This is a genomic window from Paludisphaera soli, from assembly GCF_011064595.1.
Classification (GTDB): domain Bacteria; phylum Planctomycetota; class Planctomycetia; order Isosphaerales; family Isosphaeraceae; genus Paludisphaera; species Paludisphaera soli.
On sequence record NZ_JAALJI010000006.1, the window covers coordinates 62,657 to 75,701 of the forward strand.

General features: G+C 71.4%; 13 protein-coding genes. 6 read left to right on the forward strand and 7 right to left on the reverse strand.

What is annotated here, in order from left to right; all coding sequences use genetic code 11:
* Positions 1–248 precede the first annotated feature (248 nt).
* Together G6O68_RS09850 and G6O68_RS09855 are read right to left on the reverse strand one after the other, a co-directional pair.
* A complete protein-coding gene (locus tag G6O68_RS09850; RefSeq protein WP_165247143.1) occupies positions 249–668 on the reverse strand; it encodes a PEP-CTERM sorting domain-containing protein in 420 nt (139 codons plus the stop codon).
* A 126-nt stretch (positions 669–794) separates the two neighbouring features.
* Positions 795–1,181, reverse strand: coding sequence for a hypothetical protein (locus tag G6O68_RS09855; protein ID WP_165247145.1), 387 nt, complete (start codon positions 1,179–1,181; stop codon positions 795–797).
* A gap of 515 nt (positions 1,182–1,696) precedes the next feature.
* Here G6O68_RS09855 and G6O68_RS09860 point away from each other — a divergent pair.
* Entirely contained in the window at positions 1,697–2,659 is a 963-nt protein-coding gene (locus G6O68_RS09860; RefSeq protein ID WP_165247147.1) for a PLP-dependent cysteine synthase family protein, read from the forward strand.
* 213 nt (positions 2,660–2,872) lie between these two features.
* Here the strand turns inward: G6O68_RS09860 and G6O68_RS09865 are convergent, their stop codons facing one another.
* A complete protein-coding gene (locus tag G6O68_RS09865) occupies positions 2,873–3,043 on the reverse strand; it encodes a DUF1328 domain-containing protein (protein WP_165247149.1) in 171 nt (56 codons plus the stop codon).
* A 680-nt stretch (positions 3,044–3,723) separates the two neighbouring features.
* Here G6O68_RS09865 and G6O68_RS09870 point away from each other — a divergent pair.
* A complete protein-coding gene (locus G6O68_RS09870) occupies positions 3,724–5,619 on the forward strand; it encodes a glycosyltransferase family 39 protein (RefSeq protein WP_165247151.1) in 1,896 nt (631 codons plus the stop codon).
* Positions 5,620–5,661: 42 nt separating this feature from the next.
* Here the strand turns inward: G6O68_RS09870 and G6O68_RS09875 are convergent, their stop codons facing one another.
* The 4 genes from G6O68_RS09875 to G6O68_RS09890 all read right to left on the reverse strand — a co-directional run bounded on the left by G6O68_RS09875 (position 5,662) and on the right by G6O68_RS09890 (position 8,776).
* Positions 5,662–6,156, reverse strand: a complete 495-nt coding sequence (locus G6O68_RS09875; protein WP_165247153.1) for a YciE/YciF ferroxidase family protein — start codon at positions 6,154–6,156, stop codon at positions 5,662–5,664.
* A gap of 194 nt (positions 6,157–6,350) precedes the next feature.
* Entirely contained in the window at positions 6,351–6,851 is a 501-nt protein-coding gene (locus G6O68_RS09880; protein ID WP_165247155.1) for a hypothetical protein, read from the reverse strand.
* Between the two features lie 111 nt (positions 6,852–6,962).
* Positions 6,963–7,286, reverse strand: a complete 324-nt coding sequence (locus G6O68_RS09885; RefSeq protein ID WP_165247580.1) for a DMT family transporter — start codon at positions 7,284–7,286, stop codon at positions 6,963–6,965.
* A gap of 134 nt (positions 7,287–7,420) precedes the next feature.
* Positions 7,421–8,776 (reverse strand): lactate racemase domain-containing protein, encoded by a 1,356-nt coding sequence (locus G6O68_RS09890; RefSeq protein ID WP_165247157.1) that lies wholly within the window; start codon positions 8,774–8,776, stop codon positions 7,421–7,423.
* Between the two features lie 336 nt (positions 8,777–9,112).
* Here G6O68_RS09890 and G6O68_RS09895 point away from each other — a divergent pair, with 336 nt between their 5' ends.
* From G6O68_RS09895 to G6O68_RS09910, 4 genes are all read left to right on the forward strand, one after another.
* Positions 9,113–10,087, forward strand: a complete 975-nt coding sequence (locus G6O68_RS09895) for a hypothetical protein (protein ID WP_165247159.1) — start codon at positions 9,113–9,115, stop codon at positions 10,085–10,087.
* Positions 10,088–10,120: 33 nt separating this feature from the next.
* On the forward strand, positions 10,121–10,699 hold the full coding sequence (locus tag G6O68_RS09900) for a hypothetical protein (protein ID WP_165247161.1): 579 nt from the start codon (positions 10,121–10,123) through the stop codon (positions 10,697–10,699).
* A gap of 352 nt (positions 10,700–11,051) precedes the next feature.
* Positions 11,052–12,440, forward strand: a complete 1,389-nt coding sequence (locus tag G6O68_RS09905; protein WP_165247163.1) for a DUF2157 domain-containing protein — start codon at positions 11,052–11,054, stop codon at positions 12,438–12,440.
* Positions 12,427–13,041 (forward strand): GDYXXLXY domain-containing protein, encoded by a 615-nt coding sequence (locus G6O68_RS09910; RefSeq protein ID WP_165247165.1) that lies wholly within the window; start codon positions 12,427–12,429, stop codon positions 13,039–13,041. The genes G6O68_RS09905 and G6O68_RS09910 overlap by 14 nt, the downstream gene beginning before the upstream one ends.
* The last annotated feature ends 4 nt before the right edge of the window (positions 13,042–13,045 follow it).

Genomic DNA, 13,045 nt, shown 5'->3' on the forward strand with positions numbered 1-13,045 from the left:
CCGGATCGCCGGCCCGACGAGCAGGTCCGGGAGTCGCTCCGCCGTCCCGAAGTCGCCCCGATCGTCGAAGCCGAGTTCCGGCGGCGGCCGTCCTGGCCGGTGACGAACGACGGCTTCCGCCGGATCGAGGCCGCACGAAAGGCGTCCGAGGCGCAGGAGAAGGCCCGCAAGCATGCCAGGCGGCCCCATTCCAGGGACCGGGCGTGTGGGTTCGCGTCGGCAAGCCGCCGCGCTTCCGCCCTCGTTGGTCAGACCGATTCGGCACCATCGGGGCCCGCGCGACGAGCCCGGCCGCGGCCGAGCATGGCGACCCCGCCGATCGCCAGCATGACGACGGCCGAAGGCTCCGGAACGGCCGCGACCCTGAACCCGGAGTCGAAGGTGACCGCGTTTGCAACCGAACTGCCGTCGGCGAGGGTCACGTCGGTCAGGCGAAACGTGCTCCCGAAATCGGCGATCGCGTCCGCGTCGAAGGAGGCCCGAGTGAAAGTGGAGAAGAGCAAGTTCATGGAGTAACCGCCCAGCAGCGGCGCGTATGGCAGCTGGAAGTCGGCCATGAAGCTGACCGCCCCGCCTCCAGGGTCGTACGAGAAGCCGCGGGCGTTGATGACATTGAATGCGCTGTTGCCGGGCCCCTTGGCGTAGTAGTAGGTCGTAAACCCATGCATGCCCGGCGTCGAGGCGATGAGCTCGGGCGTCAGGCTCGTCGACGAGACCAAGCCTTCCTGGAAGCCGCCGAAGGACGAGACGAAGACGTCCGCTTCAAACTTCGAGAAATCGGACCGGAGATCGTATCAATAAATCCCCGTCACCTCGAGGGTCACGTATATCGAGTCGGGAATCGGGTGGCCGTCATTCAGCCTGATGACGTCTCGCCATTGGGCGACGGCGGCCTGGGCGGTGCTCAACGCGAGGTCCGTCCGCCCCGATACCGACAGCCGGACGCCGGGGTCGGCGAGCAGCGAAATGGACGCCGATGCTGCCGACCCCGCCGCCGAACCTGCGGCGGCGCTTTCGTTCCAGTAATCCCCGTAGCGGTCGACTTCGTCGGCTCCCTGAACGCCGGAAAGCCCCTGCACACCGACCACCGTATAGACTTCGGCGGCCATCGCACCCGTGAGCGAGGCGATCGTCAAACTCATGACCAACGAGCATGTCGAGGCGAGATAACTCATTCGCATGTTCAGTATTTCCTTGCAAAATGGCGAGATCGTATCGAACGCCCGTCGCGAATCGACCTCAGGGGCCGATCTTACCTGGTGTTTTCTTTTGATTTAATATCTATATAGTTTTTTTCGTTCCAAAACAGTATGCGTTCGACGGGCTCGGTGTAGCCGATCGGGCCGATTCGAAGCCACGTCCTCGGGCTGCGGATCGAAGCGTCCGTCCCTCTCCACCCAGTTTGAGGCGAACGAGGCCAATCGGACCCCCAACTCACCGTCCGGCCAAGTCCCGGGTCCCAGGGCCCGGCCTTCCAGGCGGACGAGATCCGACCCATCGGACCGAATCCCCGGATGCCGTGGGGCGAACGAGATGGTCCAAAGACCGGGGTCGGCCGGTCCCGACGTGGAGACTCGACCGCCCGGTTCCGGCGGCGAGCGAGCCGATTCTCCGAAGGGCTTGGGCGTCGGGCTGAAGCCTGGCCATAATCGATCCCGGACGATTCGCCCAGCCCCGGCATCCCGAGAGGCCCCCCGTGAACACCGTCGCCCGGCTCCCCGACTGCAACCATTACCTCGACCGAGGGACGGCCACGCCGCTGATCCCCGTCCGGCTCGACGCGGACGGGCCGACGATCTGGTGCAAGCTGGAGTTCCTCAACCCCAGCGGCTCGACCAAGGACCGGATCGCCGGCTACATCCTGCACAAGGCCGTGCGGACCGGGAGGGTCGCGCCCGGGGGGCTGGTGGTCGAGGCGTCGAGCGGGTCGACGAGCATCGCCATGGCCCTGGCCTCGGCGCAGCTGGGGCTGAAGTTCCTCGCGGTGATGCCCGAGGGGGTCAGCAGCGAGCGGCGGATGATGATCGAGGCCTACGGCGGCGAGGTCCGGTTCTCGCCCCGGGCCGAGGGGATCCTGGGCGCCCTGGCGGGGGCGGCGGCCGTCGCGGCCGAGCGCGGGGCGTTCCTGCCGCTCCAGTTCGAGAACCCGGACAACCCGGCGGCGCACCGAGGCCGGACGGCCCAGGAGGTCCTGGCGCAGATCCCCGGCGGCTGCGTCGACGCCGTGGTCAGCGGGGTCGGCACCGGGGGGACGCTCGTCGGCCTGTTCGAGGGCCTGTGCGACCACGGCTGCTCGCCGACCGCGTTCGCCGCCAGGCCCGTGACCGGCGCGGCGGTGGGGGGCGCGGGGGCGGAGTGCTGCTCGTTCAGCGGCCGGATCCCCGGCGTGGTGGACGGGCCCTCCACCATCTACACGAGGTTCCGCGCCGAGCGGGGGGCGTCGCTCGTCGAGATCGACGTGCGCGACGACGAGGCCGTGGACCTCGCCCGCCGGCTGATCCGCAAGGGCTTCCCGGTCGGCCCCAGCTCGGGCCTGAACTTCCGGGCCGCGATGGCGGCCGCGGAGCGCCTCGGCCCCGAGGCCCGGATCGTCACGGTCTTCCCCGACCGGATGGAACGCTACTTCTCGACCGAGCTGTTCGCCCGCGCGATCGGCTGAGCCGGCATCGGCGCGGGGAGAGGCTTCCCTCCTTGTGAGGGAAGACGACCGAGGCTTCGACGCGGGTAAGGTGCCAACCTGTTGAGAACCCCCGTCTCGTCCCCGAACCGCTTCCCCCACAAGGAAGGAAACGAAGAAAGGGCCGGGGACGCGCCGCGAATCTCGTCGGCGCACCCTCCGGCCCTTGTCGTCTCGGGCTCCTGAGGAGCGAGGTCAGACCGCGGGTGGACCGGAGCGGCCCATCACCAGCGAGACCACGAACAGGACGAGGAAGACGAAGACCAGGATCTTGGCGATGCCCGCGAGATCGCCCGACATCCCGCCGAAACCCAGGAAACCCGCGATCAGCGCGAGCACGAAGAAGACGATCGCCCAGCGCAACATGATCTTGATCCTTTCGGCCGGAGGGCCGTTTGGGAGTTCGGCGGATGAAGGAACCCGGGCCACTCCAGAGGGGTCGGGCCTCATCGACGCCGTCGGCTGGGTAGTAACGCAAACGTGATGCCATAGTCATGTCGCCGTGGCGAGAGTTCGTCGCGGACCCATCCGGGGGCCCGCCGAGCCGGCCGACGGCGGTCCGGGAGGGCGACGCGTCGAAATCGCGCAACTCCTTGCGCGGCGATGGGCCTCCGCGGTCCTCCGCCCCCCGGCCGGGGGAGAATCCCTGGATCGGCGCCCCGCGGGAGGCCGATATCAGGCCCTGACGTAGAGGCCGGCGACGCGTCGCCCGCCCGGCCCGGTTTGCGAAGCGATTCAGGGGCGCGGACCCGGCGTCGTCCGGCCCGGGTCGATCCGGAGGTTACGTCGCATTCGCCCTTCGAGGCCCCGTCCGCACCCGGCGAGCCAGTCGCCGCCGGGTGAGGAGGCGAGGCCGGCGGGGGCGGGATAAGGACGGTCCTGTGCACCTGGGAACCGAGCGAACGGGTATCCCCCGATCCTTGCGGATATGGTATGGTCCGTCGAAATCCACCTCGACCTCGACGGGACCTCTCCCCGGCGCGCGAACGCCGGGCTCGGGGGCGTCCACCATCACGATCCGGACGGATGAGACGATGGGAACGCGCGTGCTGCGACCAGTGCGGAGGTCGGCCTCGCCGAGCGCCCGGTATGAGCCGATCGTCCCGCGCGCGCCCCGGCCGCTGATCCGCCCGGCCCCGCGCTCGGCGATGTTCTTCCCGCTGGTGGTGCTGGCGGCGATCCTCCCCGGCCTGGCCGCCCTGCGGTCGTGGGACCTGACCCTCCCCGGGCCGCTCTGGGGCCTGCGGGCGATGGCGGTCGCGGTCGACGGCATGGTGGTGGACCAGACGGCGGCCTGCGACGCGATCAAGCCCGAGCGGGAATCGGCCGGCTATCGCAGCGTGGCGTTCCAGCCCCCGCTGTACCCCTGGCTGGCGGCGATCGGCCTGACCGTCAGCGGCGATTGCGACCCGCTGGCCTGCGTGCTGCCCAGCTACGCGGCCGGCGCGGCGATCGTGATGCTGGTGTACCTCCACGGCCGGCTCTGGCGCGGCGGGGGCATGGGCTTCGCGGCGGCCCTGCTCATGGCGTTCAGCCCGAGCCTGCTGCTGCGCGAGCAGGAGATGACGCCCCACCTGCTGGGGGCCGCCGGGGCGCTCGCGGCGCTCTACGCCTACGCGGCGCGCACGCGGCTCGCGGCCGAGTCGGCCGACCCTCGCAAGCGTTCGCTCCTCTGGTCGGCGGCCGGCGGGGCGGCCCTGGGGGCCTCGCTCCTGACGGTCGAGGCGTTCGGCCTGATCGTGGTGGCGGTGATCGCGCTCCATCAGGTCTACCTACGGGTGAGCGCCTCGGCCGACCCCAACTTCCGCGCGGCGGCGACGACGGCCCGCCTCGCCTGGCTCCGCGACGGCGGCCTCCTCGACTCGGCGCTGGCGTTGGGGATCGCGACCCTCCTCGCCGCGCCGTGGCACCTGATGATGTTCCGCACCCACGGCTGGAGCCTGTTCGCCCCGCTCACGATCCCCGCCTCGGGCTGGACGGATTCCTACGACCTGCTCACCAAGACCATCGAGCTGGCCCCGGTGGCGGCCCCGCTGGCCCTCTACGGGGCGTTCCGGGCCATCCGCCTGGCTCTGGCCGCCGAGAGCGACGACCGCGAGACGATCGGCGGGGCGTTCTGGGTCGTGTGGGCGGGCGTCGTCGCGCTGGCGTTGGCCCTCTGGACGAACGGGCCCCGGCAGTCGCTGGAGGTCTTCCTGCTGGTCCCGCTCAACCTGCTGGCGGCCTCGACCGTCGCGGACCTGGTCAATCGCCGGGCCTCGGTCCGGGCGCTGATCGGCCTGGCGCCGGCCGCGGCGCTCGGCCTCGCCTGGTGGTCCAGCAAGGACCTCCGCGGTGCCCTCGACGAGCTGATGGCCGGCCGCGCCAGCTCGGCGACGACCCTGAGCCTCCACCTGGCGCTCGACCTCATCATCGTCTCGATCCTGCTGGGCCGCGCCGTCGAGCGCTGGGCCCGCGAGCGCGACGACCGCCAGCGCCAGGTGCTGGCGACCTTCCTTCTCACCACGCTGGTGGCCACCGTGGGCCTGGGGGTCCGCGAGATGGTCTTCCGCCACGGCGAGACCAGCGACCTCTTGATGCTCCGCACGATGATCCTGAGGCGCAACCGCGAGCGGCCGTTCCAGCACATCGCGGTGGTCAGCCCGCCGTCCTCGCGGTTCGAGTCCGACGGCGAGCCCGGCTCGCTCGACGCTCCCTATCCCGGCGGCCGGCTCCGCTTCATCCTCCGCTCGGCGCTGCCGGAACTCCCCCAGATCGACCTCGTGCACGTCGACGAGCTGCTCACTCTGCCGGACGAGCAGCGGCTGGTGATCCTGTACGGGGCCGGCAGTCGGCTGTCGTACAGCCTGCAGTCCCGGCTCGGGCTGGAGGCGATCCACCCGGGCCGGACCGGCATCCTCGACGCCTACGCCACCGCCGCCAGCCGCGTCTCCCTGCGCTGAGCGAAGCGAGGGGACGCGGCCGCGGGCGGGCCCTCGCCGGGGTCAGGACGCGGCGGCCTCGGCGTTGACGACGTTCTCGGCGATCTCGGTTAGGAGGCCGTCGGTCGCCTTCTCCTCGGCCAGCGATTCGGCCAGGAGCTTCTCGACCTCGGGGATGCCCAGGGTGGCCGCCCAGGTGCTCATGGTGCCGTAGCCGGCGATCTCGTAGTGCTCGACCTTCTGCGCGGCGGCGATCAGGGCGGCGTCCCTGGTCTCGGGGGCGGCCTCCATCTCCAGGACCTCCTTCCCCTCCTCGATCAGCCCTTCCATCGCCTTGCACTTCTTCCCCCGCGCTGCCTGGCCGAGGGCCTCCAGCACCTGGACCATGCGCTCGACGTGCACCTTGGTCTCAGCCAGGTGGGTCTCGAACGCCTTGCGGAGGCTGGGGTGCGAGGCCGCCTTGGCCATCTTCGGGAGGGCCTTGGCGAGCTGCTTCTCGGCGTCGAGCATGTCGCGGGCGACGTCCACCATCAGATCGTTGAGCGTCTGCATCTTCATCGCTTCATCTCCGGGATCGCGCGTTGGCTTGCGAGGGCGGCATGGGCAGGGACGGCCCTGGTCTCCTTCGCAAACCACGCGCCGGGAAGGTGCCGAGATCCCTCCTCCCGCCCGCGCCGCCCTTCGAAACGCGAGACGCCCCGCTCGGGGCGGGGCGTCGAGGCCGCGGAAGCGGCGTGCGCGGGGCCGGTCGTTCAGTCGGCCTTCTTCTTCATGACGAACATGAGCTGCTTGTCCTTCGTCTTGAAGTCACGCGGGGCCTCGCCGCCGGGGAGGGCGTAGACGAGGCGGACGGTGTCGCCGTCCTTGTCGATGAGGCCGTAGGCGACGGCGTCCTCGACGTCGGCGAGCTTGCTCGTCATCTTGATCTTGGACGCGATCGCGCCCGAGGCGCTCGCGCCGGCCGCGGCCTCGTTCGCCTCCAGCGAGTAGGTCGCGCCGTAGATCTCCTTGCTGTCCTTGTCCATCACCACCACGCGGTCCTCGGTGAACCTCACGGTCGAGCCCTTGATCCGCTCGGGGGCGTCGGGCACGCCGAACTTCTCGCCGGCGCTGATCACGTAGCCCCCCACCAGGTCGGCCGGCTTCAGCGCGGCCACTTCCTTCTCCTTCTCGGCCGCCTCCTGGGCGAGGCAGGCGGACGAGAGGGCGACGGCCAGCGCGGGCAGGGCGAGGCGGACGATCGAGCGACGCATGATTTCATCTCCTGCAAGTCGGGACGGCTTCGGGTACGACGAGGGGGAACCTCGCGACATGCCTTGACCGATCCCGCAACTCCCGCGCCGTCGTCGCGACCGCGCCCCCGATCAGCCGGCGATCGTGGCGTACTTGAGCCCGGCGATCCCCAGCACGATCAGCGCGATCGAGCCGATCCGGAAGGCCGTGGCCGGCTCGCCGAACAGCGCGATCCCCAGGATCGCCGTGCCGACGGCGCCGACGCCGGTCCACACCGCGTAGGCCGTCCCCATCGGCAGGTGGTTCAGCGACCACCCCAGCAGGCCCATGCTGACGAACAGCGTGATGAAGAACGCCACCGACGGCCACAACTCCGAGAACCCCTTGGACGTCTTCAAGAAGTAGGCCCAGGCCACCTCGAACAAACCCGCCACGATCAGGATCACCCAGGCCATCATTCGTCACCTCGTCGTCTGCGAAAAGGGGGGAAGCCCGTCACTCGTCCCGACGCGTGCCATGCCGGCGGGACCTTCGACGTGAAGGGCGGACCCCCGATCCCATGCAATCGTCGTTCCGCCGCCCGCCCGCGTCAGGCCGAGGGGCCGGCCTGCGGCGCGTAGGTCAGCCCGCCGCGCGGGAAGATCCGGACGCTCGGCGCGTCGCGGCGGTCGCGCGGCAGGGCGCGGCGGACGGCCCGCCAAAGGGCGTCCTGGTCGGCGAAGACCCGGACGGGCCCCAGCCGGCCGCCGATCCGGGCGTGCAGCGGCGGGGCGTAGATCATCACCGTGCGGTCGACGACCAGCTCGCGCGCCCAGCGCAGCATGAACGCCGCCGAGGACTCCCGCGCCGAGAGCACGCGCTCGACCGCCGGCAGCAGGCGGCGGATCGCCCAGCCCCCCGGCGCGCCCGAGCCGGCGATCAATCGGAGCGCCGCGCGCGGCATCGAGCGGTCGATCTCGGCCGGGTCGGTCCAGAAGAGCCCCACGCTCACCCCGCCCGGCGAGCTGGCGGCGCGGTGGTGCAGCAGGGCCTTGAAGCTCTGCATCGGGTCGCCCGGCCAGGGGGAATTCCCCACCACCACCACGTCGGCCGGCGGCGCGGGGGGGGCCTGGAACCGCGCCCGGGCCTCCTCGGCGAGCGCGTCCTGGACCGACTCGGGACGCCCCGCGCGGGCCCGGAAGATCATCCCCGGCGCCCCGATCAGATGGCTGATCGAGAAGCACGGGCCCAGCAGCCCGGCCGCCTCGTTCACGGCCAGGCGCATCGGGTTCTCGGCCGACGGGCTCCCCAGCAGCCGGCCGGCGTCCGACCCGGCCGAGAGCCCCTGGCGGTGCAGCGCCCCCAGGGTCGTCCGGTGGCTCGTGCCGGGGAAGATCAGCTTGTACCCGCCGCCGAACCCCGCCTGCAGGTGCGGCAGGACCGAGCCGATCAGGACCCGCACGTCGGCCTCGGCGACCGGCCGGAAGACCCGGACCGGGACCCCGCTCGCGGTCGTTCCCAGGTCGACGTAGGCCGCAAGGTCGTCGACCGGCGGGCTGTAGCAGCGATAGGACGCCGCCGGGCCGTCCCCCAGCCGCTCGCGCATCGCCGCGTCGTCGACCGCGTGATGGCGGCCGACGCCGACGCTGATCGTCACGTCGCCCGCCGCGACCCCCGCCCCGTGGAGCCGGGCCAGGACGATCGGCAGGGCCTCGCGCACGGGCGTCCAGCGCGAGGGGTCGTCGACCACGATCGCGACCTTCGACCCGGGCCCGACGCGGTCCTCCAGCCGAGGGGCGTCCAGGGGGGCGTCGAGCGCCCCGGCCAGGGCGGCGGGGTAGTCGGCCGCCGCGTCGCTCAGGTCGGGCTCGACGACGTGCTCGCGGCCCACGTTCCAGCCCGGGGGCAGGGCCAGGGCCAGCGTCCCGTCGCCGCCCCAGGGCGCCTCGATCGTTCCCGTCGTCATCCCCATCCCGCCCCGCGTCCGCGTGCTCGCCGATCTCCCGGCCCTTCCCGGCCGGCCAGGGTACGCCATCGCCGGCCCTCGCCGCAACGGCGCGCGACGTGTGGGCCCTTCGGGAACCGTCGGTCGGGGCGTCCTCCCGTTCAACTTCGGGGGGGCGGGGTGTATCATGGGGGGACGGCGTTCCCGATCGCCCCGGACGATCGGCGGGCGTCTCGCCGCCCCGCGCGGAGCCCACCCCGGGCCCGCCCCGCCCGAAGCGATGAGACGGACCTCGAACCGAGCCCCGGGCGCGCCTCGGCGGCTCCGACTCAGACTCTCTCGGAAGAGAACGGTGACATGACTCCATCGCTGGCACAACTGGCCGAGCTGGTCCGTCAGGCCGAGGCCAAGACCCGGGCGAAGAAGATCGAGGCCGAGACCCAGCACGCCGCCGAGCAGTTCCGCGCCGCCGAGAAGCGGTCGCGCGCGGCGCTGGAGCGGATGCACGCCGCCCGCCCCGCCTGCACCCGGGCGCTGGAGCAGGCCGACTCCGACGAGCACCTGCTCAAGGACCTCGTCCGCAAGCTGGCCCAGTTCAAGTCGTCGCTCACCTCCGACGCCGAGGCCGAGCGGCTGATCGCCACGTCCCAGGCCGAGATCGACCGCACCCGGCAGGAGGCCCGGGCCGAGCTGGACGCCGCCGGCCGCGAGCTGGACGAGGCCCGCCGCGAGCTTCGCACGGCCGTCGACGCCTATCGCCAGCACCGCCGCGAGCTGGAGCGGCTCCAGCCCGAGCTGCTCGAACAGTTCGCCGACGCCGACCGCCTGCTCTGGGACGCCGAGAGCCACTTCCCCGGCGGCCAGCTCCAGCTCCTGGCCCACGAGGTCGAGGCCGGCGTCCACGCCTACGCGAACCTGGCCAAGCTGGAGCAATACGCCCGGCTCAAGGTCTGGATCGGCCGCTTCCGCTACCACCAGGCCGGCCCCGACCGCGACGCCGGCAACGCCGAGGAGATGCAGGCCCTGGCCCACAAGGTCTTCCAGCAGCTCAAGTGGCTCTCCCGCCAGTACGAGCCCGGCTACATCGAGGCCTTCCGCCAGGACTTCACCACCGACTGGGCCGCCTACGTCGCCGAGGCCCAGGAGCAGCTCGTCCACGCCGTCGAAGCCCAACGCCGCGCCCGCGCCGAGGCCGCCGACCAGCCCCCGCACGCCCGCGCCCGCCTCGCCGCCGAGTCCAACGGCCCCCGCGCCGAGCCCGACCGCGCCGACCACGAACACGACCACCCCGACGAGGCCGACGACGACGGCCGGGGCGAATCCGGAGACTGAGTCAGCTCACCTGTCGAAGTGCGGGGTACCCTCGTGTACAAGATCCAGATCTTCCACCCCGGTTCCGGGTTCTACATGGGCACGGGTCACGAGTCCGCCGATCTGGATGAACTCAGGCGCCTCATCGAGAGCGAAGAGTTTGCCGGTCCCAGGTTCCAGATCGTGGACGAGGCCGGCACGGTCGTCTACGGCCCGGTCGCTCGCCCCCGGGAAGGGGATATGTCGGTGGACGAGTTGGCCGCCGTCATGGGGGCCCCGGTGTCGACGGAAGCCGACCTGGAGCAGCTTTTAGGCTTCCCGGCAGGTGCACTGGCGGAAGCGCGGGCGGTGGGCGTGCAGCATGAGATCGGCTACAGCCTGGAAGCCGTGCATTGCGATCCGCTCGAATCCATCGTGAGCCTGCACCTCACGACCGTAGAGGGCGAGGCTATCAACGAGAAGGTGTGGCCGGACGTGGACTTCTGGTGCGCCCCGGGGGGAAGCTCGATCGCCGTCCAGTCTCGGGACGAAGCCGAGGCGATCAACGAGGTGCTCGGGACGCGATTCCTCGAGTTCAATCCGAGCAGGCATCGCTGGGTGTTTCACGTCCACCTGATCGGCGACGATGAGTAATGACACTCCTCACTCAACACCACCGATACGGCTTCGTTTGAGACGGCCGAGTTCGGGTGCCACGGGTTCTGCGAACCCGTGGATCGGCGTCGGGCCGCTCCCGAGCCTTCGCCGAGATCCCCGGCCGGTTCACGGGTTCTCCGAAGCCGTGGCACCCGAAGATCTTCCGTCGCATGTTGGTGGAGTTGAGTGAGGAGTGTCCGAGTAACCCCTTCATTGCCCCCCGTGTGCTCGTCACAAAGGCGGGCGTTTCCGTCATAAGCGTGCTAGATATTGTCCCATGGGGCGCGACGTTGCGCGCGCCGGGGCGGGATGATGGTGCGCGCCGACGAGGGCGCGGGGGGGGCGGTTCATGAGCGGGAGCGGTCGCGAGATTACGCCCGACCGGCGCGCGTGGCTGGTGGGCGAGGTGCAGGCCTGGACGGCCCTGGGCCTGCTGTCCGGCGACCAGGCGAGCGGGCTGCTCGGCCTGTACGAGGACGCCCCCCGGCGCGAGGCCGCTCGGCGGGACGACCGGGCGAGCGCCGCCGTGATGGGGCTGGGCGCGCTGCTGATCGGCCTGGCCGTCTTCACGGCGGTCGCGTTCAACTGGTCGGAGCTGCCCCGGGAGGCGCGGATCGCGCTGATCTTCCTGACGCTCGGCGGCACCTACGTCGGGGCCTGGCTGCTCCGGTATCGGGCCGGGGCGAGGACCACGTCGGACGTCGTCGCCTTCCTCGGCTGCCTGTTCTACGGCGCGGCGATCGCGCTGATCGCGCAGATGTTCAATTTCAACGTGGACCGGCCGGACGGCCTCTGGTGGTGGGGCGTGGGCGTCCTGCCGTTCGCGCTGACGCTGGGGACCTGGCCGCTGCACGCGCTGACGGTCGCGACGCTCGCGTATTACGTCGGCTCGTCGACCTTCCTGGACGTGTTCGCCTCCCGGGGCTGGCTGCGGGGCTTCGCCCAGACGTCCTGGAGCATCCCGCTCGTCGTCGGCCTGGGCCTGGCGTGGGCTTACCGTGCGAAGTCGCGGAGCGTGCTGTCGCTCTACGTCGCGCTCGGGACGTGGTGGCTGGTCCTCCAGCCGATGGGCTGGCGGCTGGACGCGGCGCCGATCTACTGGGTCGGCCTGGTGGGCTCGCTGCTGCTGTTGCTGGCCGAGTGCCACCCGCGCGAGGGGGGGATGGGCATCCCGTACCGTTTCTTCGGCGTGCTGCTGGTCGGCGGCGTGCTGCTGCCCCTGAGCACCTACGCGGCCAACTCGGCCATGAGCGGCGAGATCCTGCCGACCCCCCTGGCGATCGAGTCGGCCGCGGCGGTGGTGCTGGCGGCGGCCTTGCTGATCTTCGCGGCCGAGCGCGACCGCCGCCGCGACGGCGGGGACGGCTCGCTGGCCTCCCGCCTGCTGGGCGCGCCGGGTCGGCTCTTCCCGACGGCCATGCTGGGCTTCTTCGCCGCGCTGGGGTTCTGGCACGCGATCTTCGCCGAGCCGATCACGACGACGATCGCGGCGAACGCGGCGATGGCCTCGCTGGCGATCTGGCTGACGATCGTCGGCGCCCGCGAGGACCGGGGCCGCCCGTTCGCGGCCGGCGTCGCGTACTTCCTGCTCTGGGCGATCGCCCGCTACATCGACCTGTTCAGCGGCTTCGGCGGCATGCCGGGCGCGGCCTTGATGTTCCTGGCCTGCGGCGGGGCCCTCGTCGCGGCCTCCCTGATCTGGCGCCGGCTGAAGGAGGTCCGCCATGTCCCTGCCTGAATCCAAGCCCGCCGCCGTCGCCGACCCGGACTTCGCCGCCGCCCCGCTTGCAGGAAAGCCCGTCGGGCCGATCCTGACCCGCGAGTCGACCATGCTGATCCTCGCGGCCTTGTTCCAGGCGGTCGTCCTGGGCTGGATGATCGTCTCGATGACCCTGATGTTCCGCACCGCGCACACGGTGCTGGTGAAGGTCGAGCCGGTCGACCCGCGCGACCTGCTCCGGGGCGAGTACGTGATCCTCGCGTACGAGTTCAGCCGCGTCCCCCCCGAGGGGGTCGAGGGCCTCGCCGGGCCGCTCAATTACGACAACTACGAGACGTGGCACGGCCGCCCCGTCTACGTCCCGCTCGTCCCCATCGAGGGCGAGCCGGGCCGCTATCGGGGCGGGCGGCCGACGACCGAGCCGCCCGGCGGGGGCGGCCCGTTCCTCCAGGGGACGCTCGACGACGCGAACCGGATCGAGTTCGGCATCGAGTCGTACTACGTCCAGGAAGGCACCGGCGCGAAGTACGAGGAAGCCGCCCGCGATCGCAATCTCTGGGCCGAGGTCGCGCTGACCGGCCAGGGCTGGGGGACGCTCCGGAGCCTCAAGATCGAGTGAGGAG